Origin of the sequence: Cyanobium sp. Cruz CV13-4-11, assembly GCF_024346055.1 — a bacterium.
In the GTDB taxonomy this organism is placed as follows: domain Bacteria; phylum Cyanobacteriota; class Cyanobacteriia; order PCC-6307; family Cyanobiaceae; genus Cyanobium.
Genome location: NZ_JAGQCH010000010.1, coordinates 25,504 through 43,580 on the forward strand (window position 1 = coordinate 25,504; position 18,077 = coordinate 43,580).

22 protein-coding genes and 1 tRNA gene are annotated in these 18,077 nt (G+C 68.6%); 11 read left to right on the top strand and 12 right to left on the bottom strand.

Translation table 11 applies throughout. The features are described 5' to 3' along the window. Positions 1 to 13 precede the first annotated feature (13 nt). From kaiC to KBZ12_RS09235, 3 genes are all read right to left on the bottom strand, one after another. Positions 14 to 1,558 (bottom strand): circadian clock protein KaiC, encoded by a 1,545-nt coding sequence (gene kaiC, locus KBZ12_RS09225; RefSeq protein ID WP_254957636.1) that lies wholly within the window; start codon positions 1,556 to 1,558, stop codon positions 14 to 16. A gap of 63 nt (positions 1,559 to 1,621) precedes the next feature. Continuing rightward, complete coding sequence (gene kaiB / locus KBZ12_RS09230; RefSeq protein WP_254957637.1) at positions 1,622 to 1,984, bottom strand: circadian clock protein KaiB; 363 nt, start codon at positions 1,982 to 1,984, stop codon at positions 1,622 to 1,624. 9 nt (positions 1,985 to 1,993) lie between these two features. Next, positions 1,994 to 2,842 carry a circadian clock protein KaiA gene (locus KBZ12_RS09235; RefSeq protein WP_254957638.1) on the bottom strand — a complete coding sequence of 283 codons (849 nt, stop codon included), beginning with the start codon at positions 2,840 to 2,842 and terminating at the stop codon, positions 1,994 to 1,996. 150 nt (positions 2,843 to 2,992) lie between these two features. Between KBZ12_RS09235 and rplU the strand changes: the two genes are divergently transcribed. Continuing rightward, the gene (rplU, locus tag KBZ12_RS09240) at positions 2,993 to 3,394 is read left to right on the top strand and encodes a 50S ribosomal protein L21 (protein ID WP_254957639.1); all 402 of its coding nucleotides are present in this window, start codon (positions 2,993 to 2,995) and stop codon (positions 3,392 to 3,394) included. 51 nt (positions 3,395 to 3,445) lie between these two features. Continuing rightward, positions 3,446 to 3,712: a 50S ribosomal protein L27 gene (gene rpmA, locus KBZ12_RS09245; RefSeq protein ID WP_254957640.1), complete on the top strand. Its 267-nt coding sequence runs from the start codon at positions 3,446 to 3,448 to the stop codon at positions 3,710 to 3,712. Here the strand turns inward: rpmA and KBZ12_RS09250 are convergent. After that, positions 3,709 to 4,464, bottom strand: a complete 756-nt coding sequence (locus KBZ12_RS09250; RefSeq protein ID WP_254957641.1) for a queuosine precursor transporter — start codon at positions 4,462 to 4,464, stop codon at positions 3,709 to 3,711. The two genes, rpmA and KBZ12_RS09250, sit on opposite strands and share 4 nt — an antisense overlap. Positions 4,465 to 4,476: 12 nt before the next feature. Between KBZ12_RS09250 and truB the strand changes: the two genes are divergently transcribed. Beyond that, the gene (gene truB / locus KBZ12_RS09255; RefSeq protein WP_254957642.1) at positions 4,477 to 5,400 is read left to right on the top strand and encodes a tRNA pseudouridine(55) synthase TruB; all 924 of its coding nucleotides are present in this window, start codon (positions 4,477 to 4,479) and stop codon (positions 5,398 to 5,400) included. Between the two features lie 18 nt (positions 5,401 to 5,418). Next, positions 5,419 to 6,195 (top strand): YebC/PmpR family DNA-binding transcriptional regulator, encoded by a 777-nt coding sequence (locus KBZ12_RS09260; RefSeq protein WP_254957643.1) that lies wholly within the window; start codon positions 5,419 to 5,421, stop codon positions 6,193 to 6,195. Here the strand turns inward: KBZ12_RS09260 and KBZ12_RS09265 are convergent. Further along, on the bottom strand, positions 6,188 to 6,961 hold the full coding sequence (locus KBZ12_RS09265; RefSeq protein WP_261359947.1) for a glucosamine-6-phosphate deaminase: 774 nt from the start codon (positions 6,959 to 6,961) through the stop codon (positions 6,188 to 6,190). The two genes, KBZ12_RS09260 and KBZ12_RS09265, sit on opposite strands and share 8 nt — an antisense overlap. Beyond that, positions 6,958 to 8,286, bottom strand: coding sequence for a SpoIID/LytB domain-containing protein (locus KBZ12_RS09270; protein WP_396100944.1), 1,329 nt, complete (start codon positions 8,284 to 8,286; stop codon positions 6,958 to 6,960). Before KBZ12_RS09270 ends, KBZ12_RS09265 begins: the two co-directional genes overlap by 4 nt. 87 nt (positions 8,287 to 8,373) lie before the next feature. On the opposite strand from KBZ12_RS09270, the gene rnz reads away from it, so the two are divergent. Then, positions 8,374 to 9,321 (top strand): ribonuclease Z, encoded by a 948-nt coding sequence (rnz, locus tag KBZ12_RS09275; protein ID WP_254957645.1) that lies wholly within the window; start codon positions 8,374 to 8,376, stop codon positions 9,319 to 9,321. A gap of 96 nt (positions 9,322 to 9,417) precedes the next feature. Further along, positions 9,418 to 9,960 carry a photosystem II cytochrome c-550 gene (gene psbV, locus KBZ12_RS09280; RefSeq protein WP_254957646.1) on the top strand — a complete coding sequence of 181 codons (543 nt, stop codon included), beginning with the start codon at positions 9,418 to 9,420 and terminating at the stop codon, positions 9,958 to 9,960. Between the two features lie 66 nt (positions 9,961 to 10,026). Here psbV and KBZ12_RS09285 read toward each other — a convergent pair whose 3' ends face one another. From KBZ12_RS09285 to serA, 4 genes are all read right to left on the bottom strand, one after another. After that, on the bottom strand, positions 10,027 to 10,422 hold the full coding sequence (locus KBZ12_RS09285; RefSeq protein ID WP_254957731.1) for a hypothetical protein: 396 nt from the start codon (positions 10,420 to 10,422) through the stop codon (positions 10,027 to 10,029). A 78-nt stretch (positions 10,423 to 10,500) separates the two neighbouring features. Then, positions 10,501 to 10,800: a ferredoxin gene (locus tag KBZ12_RS09290; protein ID WP_094585612.1), complete on the bottom strand. Its 300-nt coding sequence runs from the start codon at positions 10,798 to 10,800 to the stop codon at positions 10,501 to 10,503. 142 nt (positions 10,801 to 10,942) lie between these two features. Continuing rightward, positions 10,943 to 11,887, bottom strand: a complete 945-nt coding sequence (prmA, locus tag KBZ12_RS09295; protein WP_254957647.1) for a 50S ribosomal protein L11 methyltransferase — start codon at positions 11,885 to 11,887, stop codon at positions 10,943 to 10,945. Beyond that, positions 11,887 to 13,473: a phosphoglycerate dehydrogenase gene (gene serA, locus KBZ12_RS09300; RefSeq protein ID WP_254957648.1), complete on the bottom strand. Its 1,587-nt coding sequence runs from the start codon at positions 13,471 to 13,473 to the stop codon at positions 11,887 to 11,889. The genes prmA and serA overlap by 1 nt, the downstream gene beginning before the upstream one ends. A gap of 87 nt (positions 13,474 to 13,560) precedes the next feature. Between serA and KBZ12_RS09305 the strand changes: the two genes are divergently transcribed. The 5 genes from KBZ12_RS09305 (at position 13,561) to KBZ12_RS09325 (ending at position 17,070) form a co-directional block, all read left to right on the top strand. Next, positions 13,561 to 14,064: a hypothetical protein gene (locus tag KBZ12_RS09305; RefSeq protein ID WP_216906137.1), complete on the top strand. Its 504-nt coding sequence runs from the start codon at positions 13,561 to 13,563 to the stop codon at positions 14,062 to 14,064. A 12-nt stretch (positions 14,065 to 14,076) separates the two neighbouring features. Continuing rightward, positions 14,077 to 14,850, top strand: a complete 774-nt coding sequence (locus KBZ12_RS09310; RefSeq protein WP_254957649.1) for a photosystem II S4 domain protein — start codon at positions 14,077 to 14,079, stop codon at positions 14,848 to 14,850. 164 nt (positions 14,851 to 15,014) lie between these two features. After that, positions 15,015 to 15,086, top strand: a tRNA-Val gene (locus tag KBZ12_RS09315). A gap of 97 nt (positions 15,087 to 15,183) precedes the next feature. After that, positions 15,184 to 16,590, top strand: coding sequence for a UDP-N-acetylmuramoyl-L-alanine--D-glutamate ligase (murD, locus tag KBZ12_RS09320; protein ID WP_254957650.1), 1,407 nt, complete (start codon positions 15,184 to 15,186; stop codon positions 16,588 to 16,590). A 12-nt stretch (positions 16,591 to 16,602) separates the two neighbouring features. Further along, on the top strand, positions 16,603 to 17,070 hold the full coding sequence (locus KBZ12_RS09325; protein WP_254957651.1) for an EVE domain-containing protein: 468 nt from the start codon (positions 16,603 to 16,605) through the stop codon (positions 17,068 to 17,070). 16 nt (positions 17,071 to 17,086) lie between these two features. Here the strand turns inward: KBZ12_RS09325 and KBZ12_RS09330 are convergent, their stop codons facing one another. Both KBZ12_RS09330 and KBZ12_RS09335 read right to left on the bottom strand, forming a co-directional pair. Beyond that, positions 17,087 to 17,341: a DUF2811 domain-containing protein gene (locus tag KBZ12_RS09330; protein ID WP_254957652.1), complete on the bottom strand. Its 255-nt coding sequence runs from the start codon at positions 17,339 to 17,341 to the stop codon at positions 17,087 to 17,089. Positions 17,342 to 17,638: 297 nt separating this feature from the next. Continuing rightward, positions 17,639 to 18,061, bottom strand: a complete 423-nt coding sequence (locus KBZ12_RS09335) for a DUF1818 family protein (protein WP_254957654.1) — start codon at positions 18,059 to 18,061, stop codon at positions 17,639 to 17,641. Positions 18,062 to 18,077 lie beyond the last annotated feature (16 nt).

Below are 18,077 nucleotides of genomic sequence, written 5' to 3' on the forward strand. Positions count from 1 at the left end.
GGCACCCGCCTGATCAGCTCTCCCCATCCACGCTGCGCATGATGCGCCCGAGGTCGGCCCGTTCATCTGTGGTGATGCGATGGGGAACACCGCTGATGATGCGCTCGAAATTGGCGAAGGAATCCTTGATCTCCGGTCCGTTGCCCGTGATCACGAACTCCCGGATGCCTTTGTCGTGCCAGGACCCACGCATCTTGAACACGTTCAGAGCCCGGGCCATCTCACCACGGATCTCCACATACTGAAGCAACAGAATCGTGTCGGTGATGGTGGAGATATGGGAGTCGGTGATCGAGTGACTGCCCATGAATTCTTCGGATGTGTTGGTGAAGAAGCCCGCGATTTCCTCCTGCTTCGCATAGCCCGTCACCCCGATCACAAACTGCCGGAAGGCGTTGTGGCTGACGCCCCTGGCGAGGGCGGAGAGGGAGTCGATCGCCATCCTGGACGGTTTGAACTGGCTGATCTCCGTCTTGATGATCTGCAGGTGATCCTCCAGGCCAGTGGACTCCGGATAGGCACAGATGATCTTGAGCAGGCCGTCCTGCTCCATCTGCTCGAAATCGATGCCCCAGCTGGTGGCGTTGCGCAGCAGCTGGGCGCGGGATTCCTCGTAGGCGAACAGGATCGCCCGCTCCTTGCTGCGGCAGGCATCCTCCACAAATTTGCTGACCAGAAGGGTCTTGCCGGTGCCGGTGGCGCCGGTCGCCAGGATGATGGAGTCCTTGAAGAAGCCGCCCCCGCACATCTCGTCCAGCCTGGGAACGCCCGAGCTCAGACGCACGTTGGAGGAGCGCTGGGTGAGGCGCATCGCCCCCAGGGGGAACACACTGATGCCGTGGCTGCCCATGGTGAAGGGAAACTCCCCCTTCATGTGGGTGGTGCCCCGGAGCTTGAGCACTTCCACCGTGCGACGCCGCCGTTCGCCTTCCAGCACGTTGCGCAGGATCACGACGTTGTCGGAGACGAATTCCTCGACGCCGTAGCGGGCGATGGCGCCGTATTCATCGACCCGTTCGGTGGTCATCACCGTGGTGACGCCGATCTCCTTGAGCCGGGCGATCAGCCGGAAGATTTCCCGGCGAACCACGGAAATAGCGTCGTACTGCTGGAAGACGGCGGTGATGGAGTCAATCGCCACCCGCTTCGCTTTGTACTTGCGAATCGCGTAATGGATGCGTTCAATCAGCCCGGAGAGGTCGAAGCTTCCGGAGACTTCCTGGCCATCGGGATCCGGGGAGGCGTCGAGGACAAACAACTTGTTCTGCTCCACCATCTCCTGCAAGTTCCAGCCGAAGCTGGAGGCGTTGCGAAGGATGTCGAGGGGAGATTCCTCAAAGGTGACGAAAATGCCGTGCTCGTTGAACTGGCGGATCCCGTTGCAGAGAAAATTCAGCGAAAAGACCGTTTTCCCGGTTCCTGAGGTGCCACTGATCAAGGTCGATCGACCGATCGGCAGACCGCCATGGCAGATGTCATCGAAGCCCTCGATCCCCGTGGGAAGCTTCTGCATCTGCATCCGGTTGGCGGAGAGGTCGTGGTCGTTGGAATCCGGCATCGAAAGGATGGAAGGGGAAGGGGATAAGGGACTGGGAAGACGACTGGACTGGCTTGGAAGGCTTCAGGAGGATTCGGGAGGGGAGGCTTCACCGCCTGCTTCGAGATCGTCGATGTCCAGCTTGAAGTCCTCCTCCGAGAGTTCTTCGTAGAGGAGATCGAGGCCGATCAGCACCCGATCCCGGTCGGACAGGTCGCCGATGATCCGCCGCACGGGCGGGGGGAGGATCTTCGCCAGGGTGGGTGTGGCCAGGATCTTGTCCTCCTCGGCCAGTTGGGGATTCTTGAGGACGTCGATCACCTTCAGGGCGTAGACCCCGCGGAACTCGGACTCGAGGATTTCGCGGAGTGTCTTAAGAGCCCGCATGGAGTTGGGCGTGTTGCCTGCCACGTAGAGCTTGAGGATGTAAGTCTTGCGAAAAGTCATGGCAGTGGATCAGGCGGAAGGGCTGGATGCTTCGGGTATGGGGGAAGGCACGATCGGCACGTCTGGAGGGATGGAGCGCCGATACATCTCACAGAGGTGGGCCATGACGTCAAGGAGGGCCAGGCGGTAGTCCTGCAGGAAATCGTTCTTCTGTCCTTTGAGCATGAGCTGTTTCCAGAACTCTTCGATCAGATTCACGTGGATCTCAACCATTTTGGTAATCGGTAGATCGGCAAAGAAGGCTGTGTTCACGAAGCTTTCGATGGCCTGGTTGGCTGTGGCCGGATCCTTGAAGTAACTGATCAGCAGATCGCGGTAGCTGCGCCTGAGGGAGTCGAGCAACTCGTCGCGTTCTTCGGCTTCCAGGTTGCGTAGGAAGCGGGAGGGATCCCGCTTGTAGTACACGCTGAGATAGCCGAGACGGCCGTTCAGCCGGTTCGACAGCTTCCAGCCATCGGGGGTGGTCGCCTGGGCTTCGCTGCTGGCCGATGGGATGTGGCTGCGCAGAAACCGGGAGACGGCCGCATCAAGGCTGTAGCTCAACTGCTCCAGCTGGTCGGGGGGCAGGCGGACTTCGGCGCCATGGAAGAGAACGTCGCCGCTGACGGGTCCGATCAGCACGGCCGGCAGCTCCAGCCCCCGTTCGTGCAGGGTGCCGTAGAAGCCTCCGTCGACCGCCCCCTCCTCGAGCAGGAGGCCGTCGATGTCCTCCCGGAGGCGCTCCAGCTGTGCCAGGGGCTCGACGGCAGGGTCCACCGGCATGAGCCGGTAGCGGCCACCCTTGAGCGACTGGACGCAGGCCTCGGCCAGGGCGGGGGTCTGGAGGAGGGTAAGGATGGTGAGAACCGGTTGGGGCATCGACCGCTGCGGCGGGGAGCTCCCCTGGGCGGGCTGAATCTTGACGGAAGGTGGGCCCGGACGGGAAGATCTTAGTTCTGTCTTTCGATTCCGTGCGCCCAGGCCCAATGGCGGCTCCCTGCCGCCAGCCTGGCCACGCCCCTTGACGTGATGACCCAAGCCCCCCAGCAGGACCTCCCGAGCGACGCCGCAACAGGAGCCGCCACGACGGACACCACCGGTGCCTACGCCATCGTCGAAGCCTCCGGTCAGCAGTTCTGGCTCCAGACCGATCGCTACGTCGACCTGGATCGACTCAGCGCCGACGTCGATAGCACCGTCACCCTGGAGAACGTGCTTCTGGTGAAGGATTCGTCCGGCACCACCCTGGGCCAGCCCTATGTGGCAGGCGCCACCGTGGAGCTCAAGGTGATGGCCCATCGCCGCGGCCAGAAGATCATCGTCTACAAGATGCGTCCCAAGAAGAAAACCCGCCGTAAGAACGGCCACCGCCAGGAACTCACCCGCGTGATGGTCCAGGCCATCAAGGTGGGCGGCAAGGCGATCGTCTGATCCGGCTCTCCAGCGTCCCTCCCAGCTTCCACTCCACCCCCCGCTTTCCCCATGGCCCACAAGAAAGGCACAGGTTCGACCCGTAACGGTCGCGATTCCAACTCCAAGCGCCTCGGTGTCAAGCGCTACGGCGGTGAAACCGTCAGCGCCGGTTCGATCCTGATCCGTCAGCGCGGCACCTCGGTGATCCCCGGTGTCAACGTCGGCCGTGGCTCCGATGACACGCTGTTCGCCCTGGTGGATGGCGTTGTCAACTTCGAATCGATCAAACGCGGCCTGCGCAATCGCAAGCGCATCAACATCGCCGCCGCCGCCTAGGTCAGGGGCACCTCTCCCAGTTCGGTGCCGTCCCCCGGCACCTCCAAGTAGCGCCTCAGCCAGCCCACCAGCAGGTAGAAGGGCAGGGTGTCAGCCAGGGCCGCCACCAGCTTGAACACATAGCCGCTGGCGATGAACACCCCCAGCTGGGGCAGCACGGGTTCGCCCGGCCTGATCGGCAGCACATGGGCGGCGTAGTGGCTGATCAGCACCACCGCTGAAGTGTCCACGATCTGGCTGATCAGGGTGGAGCCGTTGTTGCGCAGCCACAGGGCCTTGCCGTTGCTGAACCGCTTCCAGAAATGGAACAGGCGCACGTCGGTGAACTGGGCGGCCATGTAGGCGGCCATGGAGGCCCCCACCGCCCCGAAGGCCAGCCGCCGCACCTCGAAGAACACCGGCACCCCATCGGCCTGGGTGTCGGTCGGCAGACCTGCCAACCCACCGAAACCGTCCAGGCCCGGCAGGATGCCTCCCAGCCAGAGCACCAGCACAATCCAGCCGTTGAGCATCAGACCCACCCACACCACCTGGGAGGCGCGCCGCTCGCCCCAGATCTCGCTGATCAGGTCGGTGCAGAGGAAGGTGACGGGGTACGGCAGGGCCCCGATCGCCACGATGATCGGGAAGGAGCCGATGCTGCCCAGCGTCAGGAAGCGGGTCAGGCCCAGGATGTTCAGCATGCCCATGGTCCCCAGGAAGAGGCCGGCCAGCACCAGAAAGGCCACCTCGCGCCGGTCCTGCAGGGTCATCGGCGCCTGGGCATGAAGGAAGGTTCCACCAGGCTGCCGCCTTCCCCCCCGTCGCGCCACGGCTGCGGCTTCCTCGTGCTCGACAAACCCGCCGGCCTGACCTCCCACGACGTCGTCGCCCGGGTGCGCCGGGCCTCCGGCCTGCGGCGGGTGGGCCATGGCGGCACCCTGGATCCGGCGGTCACGGGCGTGCTGCCGATCGCCCTCGGTCCCGCCACCCGCTTGCTGCCCTACCTCCCTGGCGACAAGACCTACCGCGGCACCGTGCAACTGGGGCTGCGCACCAGCACCGACGACCTCGAGGGTGAGGTGCTGGAGCAGCAAGCCGTGCCCCGCCTCGGCCCCGAGGAGCTGGAGCGGACCCTGGCCGCCTTCCGGGGGGAGATCCTGCAGGTTCCTCCCCAGGTCTCCGCCGTGCATGTCGATGGCCAGCGGGCCTACGCCCGGGTGCGGGCGGGGGAAGAGCTGGCCCTGGCGGCCCGACCGGTGGTGATCCATGGCCTCGATCTGCTCGGCTGGGACGCGGCCAGTGGCCGCCTGGAGCTGGAGGTGCGTTGTTCCGCCGGCACCTACGTGCGCGCCCTGGCCAGGGACCTGGGGGAGGCCCTGGGCTGCGGCGGTGCCCTGGCCAGCCTGCGCCGCACCGCCGCCCTCGGCTTCGGCCTGCACCAGGCCATTTCGATGGAGCGCCTGGCGGGCGGCCCCATGCCCCCCCTGCTGGATCCCCTCGACGTGCTGGTGGATCTGCCGCGGCAGCGTCTGGATCCGTCCCAGCTGTCGCCGTGGCGGTGCGGCCGTGCGCTGCCACGAACGGTGGAGCAATTGCCCGAGGGGGCCGTCGCCGTACTCACGCCGGATGGCAGTCTGGCTGGCATCGCCCGTGCCGACGGCAAGGGCCTGCTCCTGCCCCGGCTGGTGTTCGACGCCACCGGTTGAACCTCTCCCGACATCGCGATGGCCGGCCACAGCAAATGGGCCCAGATCAAACGCACCAAGGCGGTGGTGGATGCGAAGCGGGGGGCGCTCTTCACCCGGTTGGGGCGGGAGATCACCGTGGCGGCCCGCGGTGGTGCCGATCCCGCCGGCAACTTCCAGCTGCGCACCGCCATCGAGAAGGCCAAGGTGGCGGGGCTGCCCAACGCCAACATCGACCGGGCCGTGGCCAAGGGCAGCGGCCAGGGCGCCGGTGGTGCCGACCTGTTTGAGGCGGTGCGCTACGAGGGCTATGGCGCCGGGGGGGTGGCCGTGCTGGTCGAGGCCCTCACCGACAACCGCAACCGCACCGCCGCCGACCTGCGGCTGGCCTTCGGCAAGCATGGCGGCAACCTCGGCGAGACCGGCTGCGTCAGCTACCTGTTCGAGCAGCGGTCCGTGGTGCGGCTGGCCCTGCCCGGTGCCGACGAGGAGACCCTGCTGGAGAGCCTCCTGGCCCTGGAGGAGCGGGGAGGTCCGGCGGCGGTGGGCTACGCCATCGACGTGGACGGCGTCGATGTGTTCGGGGCCTTTGCCGACCTGGAAGTCCTCCAGGACGGGTTGAGGGACCTGGGCCTGCCGCTGGCGGGCTGGGAGCACCGCTGGATCGCCTCCCTGCCCTGTCGCCTCGAGGACGGGGACTTGCTCGCCGCCTGTTTGCGCATGCTGGATGTGCTCGAGGACCTCGACGACGTGCGCAGCGTGACGACCAATCTCGAAGCGGATGAGGCCCTGATGGAAGCGGTCCTGCTCAGCTGAGCATGGCGTCGGTGTCGGCGATCACCGTCAGGCCTTGATGGTGCTGCAGCCAGCTGGCGGGCAGCTCCGCTGAAGGGGGCTCCTCCAGGGTGCGGCGCAGGATCGCCGCTTTCTCGGCCCCGGTGACCACCAGCAACACCCGGCGGGCCGAGAGGATCTCGGCCAGTCCCAGGGTGATGGCCCGCCGGGGGACGGCGCCGGGGTCGCCGCCGAAGCCACCGGCGTTCTGGCGGCGGGTGTGGCCGCTGAGCTCCACACAGCGGCAGGTAAGCGCAGGGTCCGAGGGGGGTTCGTTGAAGCCCACGTGGCCGTTGAGGCCCAGGCCCAGCAGTTGCAGGCCGATGCCACCGGCCGCGCCGACGGCGGCGCCATAGCGACGGGCTTCGGCCTCCGGATCGGCGGCCTGCCCATCGGGGAGCCGCACCCGCTCAGGGTCCAGGCCGAGGGGCGCCACCAGCTGGCGGGCCATGGTGGCGGCGAAGGAGGTGGGAGTCTGCGGCGTCAGCCCCACGTACTCGTCCAGGTTGAAGCTGCACCAGGTGTCGCGCACCTTGGCCGCCAGGGTGGGGTCCAGCCGAGCCATCCGGCGGGCCAGGGCCCCATAGACAGGCTCCATGGTGCGTCCGGTGGCCAGGCCGAGGGGCCGCTGCGGGTGCAGCCGATCCGCCAGCAGCAGGGCCGCCACCCGTTCGGCCACCGCCGCCGCATCGCCCAGAACGACGGGTGTGATCGCGGTGCTGGTGGTGGAGGGGTGGCCGGTCTTCAAAGGGAGCTGTAGGGGAGGATCCTGGCCCCCTGGTAGTAATGCTGCAGGATCTGGCGGTAATCATCGCCGCGCAGGGCCAGCCCGTAGGCCCCCCACTGGCTCATGCCCACCCCGTGGCCGTAGCCACGGCCACTGACCAGCAGCGTCGGCGCTGCCGGTGGCCGGGGGCTGCGCCAGGGGGCCTGGACCATGCCGGAGGCCAGGGAGCGGATCCCTTCGGGGGTGAACATGCCCTGCAGGGAGGGCAGCGGAGGAGGGAACGGGTAGGCCCTGGGGGCCTCGAAGTCGAAGCGGGCCAGGGTGCTGCGCAGGCCCAGCCGCTGCCGCAGTTCGGCGCCCGTGAGCAGCAGCGTGCCGCCAGGTCCCGTCACCCTGGCCTGGCGGATGCGGCCGGAGCCGGTGGTGGAGAGCACCTCGATGCGGAAGGCCCCATTGATCTCCCGGAAGGCCCTGGCCAGCTTGTCGGGCTCGATCCGCAGTTGCCAGGCGTGGACCGGGCTGGCCTGGTCGAAATCGGGCACGCTCACGAGGTAGGGGAGCTGCTGGCGCCAGAGATCACCGCTGTTTTCCGTCAGGCCGCCACTGCTGCTGTGGAAGACCGCGTTGATCAGGGCGGAACCGTGCACCAGCACCTGAGACCGGGTGCTGCGCACCGCTTCTCGGGTGGAGTCGGTTTCGCTCTCCACCCCCTTGTAGACCTGGCTGGCCACCGTGGCCTTGAGGTCGAAGGGGGCCTCCGGCCGGCGCTGGCGCAGGGCGTAGGTGCGGGCTGCCACCGCCTGGGCCCGCAGGGCCGCGAGCGGCCAGCTGGCCGGCATCTCGCTGCCCACCACGCTGGGCAGGTAGCTCTCGACATCGATCAGGTTGATCGCCTGCAGGCGATCGCCCTCACTCCGCACCAGCAGCCGGCCCCGGTAGCGGCGCTGCTGCAGGGTCAGCATGGCCTCGCTGCCGCCGCCCTGGCCCGGGGCGGGATCGATCCAGGCCTGACCCGATGGCAACGACAGCCGCCTTGGGCTGCCGGCCGGTCCCTGAAGCCTCGCCTCCAGGGCCGCGCCGCTGAGGACGAACTGCAGCCGGGCCCCCGGGGCCAGCTCCAGCAGGGTGCGGCCCGCCCCATCGCCCAGGCGCAGGGGGGCGCTATCGGCCTCCAGCTCCAGGCTGGGGGCTTCCTGCAGCAGCACCCGCACCAAGGGGACCGGCGCCCCCCTGGCCTCCATGGGTATCGGCGCCGCCACGGCGGCTGGGAGCAGCGCCAGGGGCAGGCCGGCGCGCCATCCGAAGCGGAGCAAGGACACGAGTGCGCGCGAGCGACAACGGGTCATTCTGGACGGCGCCACCGGGGTTGGCCATGGCGACGGCCACCACACCGGCTGGCGGCGTGGCAGCATGCCCGCTGAGGCCCCCCGGATGTGCAGGTCACCTTCCTGGGAACCAGCTCCGGCGTTCCCACCCGCGCCCGCAACGTCTCCGCCGTCGCCCTGCGTCTCCCCCAGCGGGCGGAGCTCTGGCTGTTCGACTGCGGCGAGGGCACCCAGCACCAGTTCCTGCGCAGTGAGCTGCGGGTGTCGCAGCTGCGCAGGATCTTCGTCACCCACATGCACGGCGACCACGTTTTCGGTCTGCCGGGGCTGCTGGCCAGCCTGGGCCTGGCCGGTAGCTGTGGCGGGATCGATCTCTACGGACCGGATCCGCTCCGGGATTACCTGGAGGGGGTGATGCGCAACTCCTCCACCCGCATCGGTTATCCCCTGCGCACCCACCGGGTCAAGGAGGCCGCCGCCCGGGGCAGCCTGGTGCTGGATGACGACGACATCACGGTGCGTTGCACGGCGCTCACCCACCGGGTGCCGGCCTACGCCTACCGGGTGGATCAGAAGCCGCGGCCGGGCCGCTTCGATGTGGAACGGGCCAGGGCCCTGGGCGTCCCTCCCGGGCCGGTCTATGGGGAGCTCAAGGCCGGTCGCAGCGTCACGCTCGACGACGGCCGGGTGATCCGCGGCGAAGCCCTGTGCGGACCGCCGCGGCCGGGCCGCAGCGTCGTCTACTGCACCGACACGGTGTTCAGCGAGGCGGCGGTGGCCCTGGCCCAGGGCGCCGACCTGCTGATCCACGAATCCACCTTTTCCCACGGCGAGGCGGACCTGGCCATCGCCCGTCAGCACTCCACCAGCACCATGGCCGCCCAGACCGCCCTGGAGGCGGGGGTGAAGCGGCTGGTGCTGACCCACCTCAGTCCCCGCTACGTGGCCGGCAACCCCATGACCCCCGACGACCTGGTGGCCGAAGCGCGGGCCATCTTCCCCGAGACGCTCGTGGCCAGGGACTTCCTCAGCCTTGAGGTGGGGGAGGCGGGCTGAGCCTGCAACAGTTCGCGTGATTCCACTGCGGGGGACCCATTGCCCGTGATACAAGGTCTCAGTTGCGGTCCCACCGCCATTTCGCCGGCTTCTTCCATGGCCCCCCTCTTTCTCTCAGCCGCCCCCTTTTCAGCCGTCCGCCGCTCGCTTGTCCGTGCCGTCGCCCGGACCCTGCTGATCCTTCCTCTGGCCCTGCTGGTCTGCTTCGCGGGTCCCGCGGCGGCGGCCCAGTGGAGCGCCGACGATCTCACCGTGCCGGTGTCCCCTGACGGCACCCTGGTGACCTTCACCGAGAAGGAGGTCAAGACCGGCCGCAAGCTCTTCAACGACAGCTGCGGCACCTGCCATGCCGGCGGCATCACCAAGACCAACCAGAACGTGGGCCTGGATCCCGAGACCCTCGCCCTGGCCACCCCGGCCCGGGATTCGGTTGACGCCCTGGTGGACTACATGAAGGACCCCACCTCCTACGACGGGGAATACAGCATCTCCGACGTCCATCCCAGCCTGCGCAGCAGCGATGTGTTCGTGAAGATGCGCGACCTGGACGACGAGGACCTGCGCCTGATCGCCGGCTACATCCTGGTGGCCCCCAAGGTTCAGGGCATCCAGTGGGGCGGCGGCAAGATCTACTTCTGAGTCCCGACCACCCTCCAGCCGGCCGCCCAGTGCTGGCCGGCTTTTTCATGGCCTGAATCCAGGGGCTCAGGGCACCGGGACGGGGGCTGGTGGCGGTGGAGGCGGCGCTAGGTTGACGGCCTCAAGGGAGCCAGGAAGCTTGCTGTACCACCACTCCTGCAGCCCGGGGGCCAACCGCTGGGGGAACAGGGTGATGACGGTGCGGGTGGGCCTGGCCCCCGGCTGGAGCAGTTCCACGGCGTAGGAGGGGCAGCGGCGGGCGGCCAGGTCGGGCACGAAGCGGCGGCCGACCCGGCGCCAGCTGGGCTCCTTGCTGCGCCAGGCCAGGCGGCAGCAGGGCCAGGGAAGTTCCTCCCGATCGAACAGGCGACAGCAGGGCCCCAGGACCCGGTAGCTGTACTGGCCGCCGGGGCTGGGATGCTCGCTGCCGGAGGCCAGCACGGTGTCCACCTGGAGTGACATGAAAAAGCCACCCCTGAGGGTGGCGGAGAAGAACACGGGGTTCAAGGGGCGATCCGCGTGAATCGCCCGGCGAGGAGCTCAGTAGAGCTCTTCTTCGGTGTGGGTCTTGATGGTGCAGTCGGAGGTCGGGTAGGCGACGCAGGTGAGGACGAAGCCGGCCTCGATCTGGTCGTCGTCAAGGAAGCTCTGGTCCGACTGGTCGACGGTGCCGGCAGTGAGCTTGCCAGCGCAGGTGGAGCAGGCGCCGGCACGGCAGGAATAGGGCAGATCAATGCCCTGCTCTTCGGCGGCGTCGAGAATGTACTGGTCGTCGGGAACCTCGATGGTCTTGTTCAGCCCCTCGCTCTCATTGACGAGGGTGACCTTGTAGGAAGCCATGGAAGAGATTGGAGCTCACAGACACCCGGCAGCCAGGGCCTGTAGGACCCGCCCTTCCTACATCCGACAGGGGGCTTTCCCGGCGTTCTTGGGCTCGCAGGCCGGGAAGGCCAATCAAAGCCAGGACACAGATCAGCGTGCCTTATGCAACATCGGATGCCGAACGGATCCGCAGCAGGCCCCAGCGGTCCTGCTCGACCCGCCCTTCCACCCGCCAGCCCGCCGCCGCCAGATCCCGCTCCAGGCCTGGGGCCTGATCCACCAGCAGGCCGCTGAGCAGGCCCACGCCGCCGGGGCTCAGCAGGTGCTCGAACCAGGGAATCAGGGCCTCGATCACCGGCGCCAGGATGTTGCAAAGCAGCAGATCCGCCGGATGTCCCTCCAGCAGCGCCACGAGGGCCTCCGCCGACCCGGTGGCCACCGTCAGGGCCTGGGCGCCGTCCAGGCCATTGAGGGCGGCGTTTTCGCGGGTCGCGCGCTCCGCCAGGGGATCGCTGTCGGCGGCCGCTACGGTCGCCGCCCCCAGCCGCAGGGCGGCCAGGCCCAGGATGCCGCTGCCGCAGCCCAGGTCGGCCACCCGCAGCCCCCGCAGGCCCGGCCCGTGGCCAGCCCGCTCCCGTTCGCCTGCCAAGGCTTCGAGCGCCTCCAGGCAGAGGCGGGTGGTGGGATGGCTGCCGGTGCCGAAGGCACTGCCCGGGTCGATGCGGATCACCAGGCGATCGGCCTGTTCCGGCGGCACCTCCAGCCAGGCCGGCAGCACCAGAAGCCGTTCCCCCACGGGATCGGGCCGCCAGTGGCTCTTCCAGCTCAGGCTCCAGTCCTCATCAGCCTGCCGCTGCCAGTGGACCTGTGGCAGCGCCAGGTTGAAGGGCTCCCCCAACGGGGCCAGGGCCCGCTCCAGCTCCTGCCGCTGGTCGGGGGGCCAGTCGCTTTCGGGCAGCCAGGCCAGCAGCTGGCGGCGCTCCGGGGCCTCGGGGGGATGCTGCAGGGCCACCCGGGGCACCCCCAGCAGCGGCAGCTTCCAGAGCAGGGATTCCTCCAGTTCGGCCGGGGCGGCCATCTCCAGCCGCCACCAGACCAGGCCCATCAGAGGGTGACCGGATGGGCGGCCTGGATGCCGTTGATGCCGTGGATCACCGCCAGCAGGCTGGGGGGGATCGGGTCGTCCAGGCTCAGGACCATCACGGCGTCGCCCCGCACGATGCGGCGCCCCACCTGCATCGAGGCGATGTTGACGTTGTGCTCGCCGAGCAGGGAGCCCAGGTGGCCGATGATGCCGGGCATGTCCCGGTGGCGGGTGAAGAGCATGTGACGGCTCGGCGTCACGTTGACCGGGAATTCGTCGATGGTGGTGATGCGCAGTTCCCCGTCGGTGAACACCGCGCCGGTGACGCTGTGGTTACCCCGGGGGCTGCGGGAGCTGAGCTGGAGTGAACCGCCGGCGAAGTCGCGGCTGGCGTCGTCCTTCACCTCGAGCACATGGATGCCGCGTTCCTTGGCTTCCAGGGTGGCGTTGACGTAGTTGATGCTGTCCCCCAGGGCGGCCGAAAGGATGCCCTTGAGGGCGGCCACCACCAGGGGCTGGGCGGGATGGGAGGCGAATTCCCCCTGCAACCGCACCTCCAGCTCGCTGATCTGGCCGCCGGCCAGTTGGCTGAGCAGCAGGCCGAGGGTTTCGGCCAGCTGCAGATGGGGCTTGAGCAGCTCCATCACCTCGGGGGTCAGGCCGGGGATGTTCACGGCGCTGCGGGCCGGCAGGCCGAGCAGCACGTCCCGGATCTGCTCGGCCACATCGATCGCCACGTTCTCCTGGGCTTCCTCCGTGGAGGCCCCCAGGTGGGGGGTGAGGATCAGGCGCTCCTTGACCAGTCGCAGGGGTGAATCGGCCGCCAGCGGCTCTTTGGCGTACACGTCGATGGCGGCGCCGGCGATCACCCGGTTCTCGACCGCGTCGGCCAGGGCCTGTTCATCGATGATGCCGCCGCGGGCGCAGTTCACCAGCCGGGCCGTGGGCTTCATCGTGGCCAGCAGCGCCGCGTTGACCAGGTTCTCGGTGTCGGGCGTGCGGGGCAGGTGCAGGCTGACGTAGTCGGCTTCGGCGAACAGCTGGGGCAGTGGCAGCAGGCGCACCTGGAGCAGCTGGGCCCGTTCGGCGGAGATGAAGGGGTCGTAGGCGGCCACGTCCATGCCCAGGGCCCGGGCGACGCGGGCCACGTGGGAGCCGATCTTGCCGAGGCCCACCACGCCCAGGGTTTTCTTGTAGAGCTCGTTGCCCACGTAGGACTTGCGGTCCCAGCCGCCGGCCATGGTGCTGGCGTGGGCGTGGGGCACGTGCCGCGACAGGGAGAGCATCAGCGCCAGGGCGTGCTCGGCGGCGGCGATCGTGTTGCCCTCCGGGGAGTTGACCACGATCACACCGCGCCGGGTGGCGGCGGGCACGTCGACGTTGTCGACGCCGACGCCGGCGCGGCCGATGATGCGCAGCTTGGTGGCGGCCTCGATCACCTCGGCGGTGACCTGGGTGCCGGAGCGGATCATCAGGCCGTCGTAGTCGCCGATGCAGCCCACCAGCTGCTCCGGGCTGAGGCCCGTGCGCACGTCCACCTGGGCCACCTGGGAGAGGATGTCGATCCCCGCCTGGTCGATGGGATCAGAGACCAGAACCTTCGTCATGTCCGGCAGCGGTGCGGGGGGCGGGGGGTACGCCCCCAGGGGGGCAGGCCGGAGGTGCAGTGTAGAGAGCGGTGCGGAGACGAGCCCATGTCCTTGAGTGTGGTGGTCGTGCTGGACGACCGCGATCGCCTGCAGGCCTTGCGGGAACGCTTACTGGCGCTGCAGCCCGCCCCGACCCGGGTGCTGGCGATCGGCAGCGGTGAGGCGACCATGTCGGACGTGGAGCGGCTCGATCCGGCCACGGCCCGGCGGCGGCGGCAGCAGTCGATGGTCCGCTGGCTGTTGCCCTTCGGCTTTCTGGCCGGACTCACCTTCACCCAGATCACCGACCTGCACACCTTCAGCTTCGCCGGGGCCTACGGAGAACCGCTGATCGGCGGCCTGCTGGGCATGGGCTCCGGCTGGATGGGCAGCTTCGCCGCCGCCGCCAGTGTCAGCTCCGAGGAGGACGACCGCATCCGCATCCTGCGCAACCGGCTCGACGAAGGCTGCTGGTTGCTGCTGCTGGAGGCCCCCGCCGGGAGCGAGATCCCCTGGACCACCATCCAGCTGGCACGACCGAAGGCGGTCGTGCGGCTGGACGACACCTGAGCCGCTGGCGCCATGCTTCCACGACGGGACCTGTTGGCAGGAAGCCGCCAGCCGGAGGCCCTCGAAGGCCTGTTCAGCCTGGCGGAAACGGTCCTGCGCACCTGGGAGCCCCAGGTGAGTGGATTTCTGGACGCCGTCGTCTGGGAGGAGGCCGAGGCCAGGCTCGGTGCCCTCAGTGAGCTGAGTCTGGCCAGCGACGGCGGTCACCCCGGCGCCGAACGCCGCTGCCTGCTGCTGGCTCGGGCAGGCCAGGAGCCCGTGCCTCCCGTCCTGACGGGGCTGGAGATCAGCGGCAATTTTCTTTTCGATCCCGCCACTGCTGCCGACATGCTCGAGGGGCTGGCCCGCTCCGGTGCCAGCGCGGCGGAGTGGGGCGATCTGTGGCTGCGGGGTGATCGGGGCGCTCAGGCCATCGTCACGGCGGCCCTGGCCGCGAGGCTGGATGGGGGCGAGGGCGTGGTGCGCACGGTGCCGGTGCGCTTCGAGGCCCGCCCCATCGAGGTGCTGCAGCTCCCGGCCCGGCGCCTGCCCCGCCAGCTGACCACGGTGGAAGCCTCCCTGCGGCTGGATGCCCTGGCGTCAGCCGGTTTCGGCCTGTCCCGCAACCGCATGGCCAACCTGATCCGCCAGGGGGCCGTGCGCATCGACTGGACCGTGGTCAGCAGCCCCAGCCAGCCGCTGGCCGTGGGGTCGCGGGTCCAGCTGGAGGGGCGGGGGGAGCTGGAGGTGCTGGCGATCGATCCCACCAAGCGGGAGCGCTTCCGGATCCGGATGGAGCGCCATTGAGGCCTCGGGCCCGAAGTTGACAGGAGGGAAGGCCGGCGAGTAGGAAAAGTCGTAGGAAGAAGCGGATCCAACGGATTTCCCGTTGGCGAAGTTACGACAACCATTCCTCTCGATCTTCATCGAGATGACAGTCGATTTCCCCACACCTCGGTGATCCCGGCAACGGGCGATTAGCTCAGAGGTAGAGCACTACCTTGACACGGTAGGAGTCACTGGTTCGATTCCAGTATCGCCCATCTTCCGATCTATTCATTACTTGCGAATCGGCCACGGTTGAGGTCGATGTGCGCTTCGCTGCTACCCTCGGCCGATCGTGGTTGAGAGCCTGCCAGCGTGAGCCCCAATGAGGCCAATCCACCCCTGTCCTGCACGGTGGTGGTGGGCCTTGGCCGATCGGGACTGGGGGCCGCCCGGTTGCTTCGCGCCCGCGGCGAGACGGTGGTGGTGATCGAAAGTGGCGACTCCCCGGAGCTTCGGGCTCGGGCCGCCGAGCTGGAGAACGAGGCCATCGCGGCGCGCCTGGGGGTGCCCCTCCGCGTCGAGGCGTTCCAGGCCCTGCCCCTGCCACCGTCCGTTGTGGTGGTGAGTCCGGGGATCGCCTGGAACCATCCGGTGCTGGAGGAGCTGCGCGGCCAGGGGGTGCAGGTGCAGGGGGAGATCGTGCCCGCCTGGCAGGCCAGCCGGGATGTGCCCTGGATCGGCATCACCGGCACCAATGGCAAGACCACCGTCACCTGCCTGGTGCACCACCTGCTGGAGCAGGGCGGCAAGGATGCGCCGCTCTGCGGCAATGTCGGCATCTCCGCCGCCGAGGTGGTGCTGCAGCGCCGACTGGAGCAGGGCCCCCGTCCCGACTGGTTGGTGGTGGAACTGAGCAGCTACCAGCTGGAGGCGGCGTCGGCGGTCGCCCCCGCCATCGGTGTCTGGACCACCCTCACCCCCGACCACCTCGAGCGCCACGGAACCCTGGCCGCCTACCGGGCCATCAAGCGGCGCCTGCTGGAGAACGCGCTGATCCGCATCCTCAACGCCGACGACCCCGACATCCGCCGCCATGCGGACACCTGGGACCACGCCGACTGGATCACCGCCGGGCCCAAAGAAGCCCTGCCGGCGGGCCTCGATCCGCTGCTCTGGATTGACGAGCACGACATGGTGCAGGGGCGCCAGGGGCCCCTGTTCCCCGCCAGCGCCCTGGCGATGCCCGGGGCCCACAACCGCCAGAACCTGCTGCTGGCGGTGGCGGTGGGGCTCCATGCCGGCCTGGAGCCGGCGGCGATGGAGACCGCCTGCCGCTGCTTCCCCGGCGTGCCGCACCGGTTGGAGCGCCTGCGCCAGCTGAACGGCATCACCTGGTTCAACGACAGCAAGGCCACCAATTACGATGCCGCCGAGGTGGCCCTGCGGGCCCTGGATGGACCCTTGGTGGTGCTGGCCGGTGGTCAATCGAAGCAGGGGGATGCAGCGGCCTGGCTGGAGCAGCTCCAGCAGCGGGCGGCGGCGGTCGTGCTGTACGGCGCGGCCCGGGAGGAATTCACCGGCCTCCTGCACACCAGCGGTTTCGCTGGTGTGGTGCGGCAGGTGGAGGATCTCGAGGCTGCGGTCTCCCTGGCCGCCAGCCTGGCTCCGGAGCTCGACTGCCAGGGGGTGTTGCTGTCCCCGGCCTGTGCCAGCTTCGATCAATACACCAGTTTCGAAGCCCGCGGCGACCACTTCCGCCAGCTGGTGCTGTCCCTCTGAGAGCGAACATCCATGGCCTGGTGGTTGATGAAAAGCGAGCCGGATGTCTACGGCATCCAGCATCTGCAGGCCGAGGGCACCACCCTCTGGGACGGGATCCGCAACTACCAGGCCCGCAACTTCATGCGCGCCATGCAGAGCGGTGATCGCGCCTTTTTTTATCACTCCAATGTCAGTCCCCCCGGCATCGTCGGTCTGATGGAGGTGCTCGAAACGGGGCTGGTGGATCCCAGCCAGTTCGATCCCACGTCCAAGTACTTCGATCCGGCCTCCAAGCCCGAGGCCCCCCGCTGGGACTGTGTCCGTCTGGCCTATCGCGCCACGTTCCCGGCGATGCTGGGTCTTGATGCCCTGCGGGAGCATTTCTCGGTGGAGGAACTGGTGGTGGTGCGCCGGGGCAACCGCCTCTCGATCCTGCCGGTGGCTGATGCCAGCGCCGCGCGGATCTTCAGCCTGCTGGGGGTGGAGCCTGACGCCTGAGGCGCCCCAGGCCAGCTCAGGCCGCCGGCGCCGAGAACGCCTGATGGCCCGGAAACAGGTTGGCCAGGTAGCAGCGGGTCACCCCCCGGTTGCGGATGCCGTTCTGCACCAGGAAGCCCGCCAGGGCGGCCTGGAAGAGCCGGTACTGGTCCCAGTTGGGGTGGCGCTCGATGAACTGCCGCATCGCCTCCAGCAGCGGTTCGGGCACCTCCGCCCGCAGGCTCACCAGCGACTCGGCCCCGTCCAACGGCAGGGTACTTAGGCGGGCCATTGCGGACTCCAAGCAGCGCGTCAGCCACTTCTCCACACCGAAGGGGGAACGTCAAACGGCGCCGGCTGCGGCGATGGGTCCCTGGTCTCAGGTTGAGACACAAGCCCTGGCAAGGCGTTGGGGCCGCCTCAGCCTTCACCAGCCAGGCGCCGCTGTGGTGGCCGTGATCTGTCAAGCCGGGGCGGCGGCCAGGACAGCTTCTCCCCAGCCGCGGCCAGCGGGCAGCCTCCGAGGGGGGGCGCCTGGGGAGAAACGGTGCAAAACGGAGCTGGCGGCTGTGGAATCCGCCAACGATCATCAATCCTGATCCCCGCCATCCCGCTCAGCGGGTCTCAGGCGCTCCAGGGCCGCGGCGAACGCGGCGCTGGCGGGGGCAGGCCAACCCCCTTCCATCCCCCGCCATCCGGGCTCCGGGGTGAGCACCAGGTGCAGCGACCAGTTGCCGCGATCCCCCCGCAGCCCCAGCCACAGCGACCCGCCGGCATTGGAGCGGGGATCGCCGATCGGCAACTCCAGTTCGATATCGATGGCCTCTTCCGCCATCAAGGTGCCGGCGAGGGCAAGATGCTGAGCGGTGAGCCGCCCGCTGGCCCGTTGCAGGGCGAGCAGTTCGGCGTCGGTGAGTTCGCAGGCCCAGCCCTCACCCCCGATCAGGGCGGTGTAGGGGCTGCGGGAGGGATCCACCACCAGCCGCCAGCCCTGACCTTCGCAGATCTCCACCGGTCGGTCGAGGCAT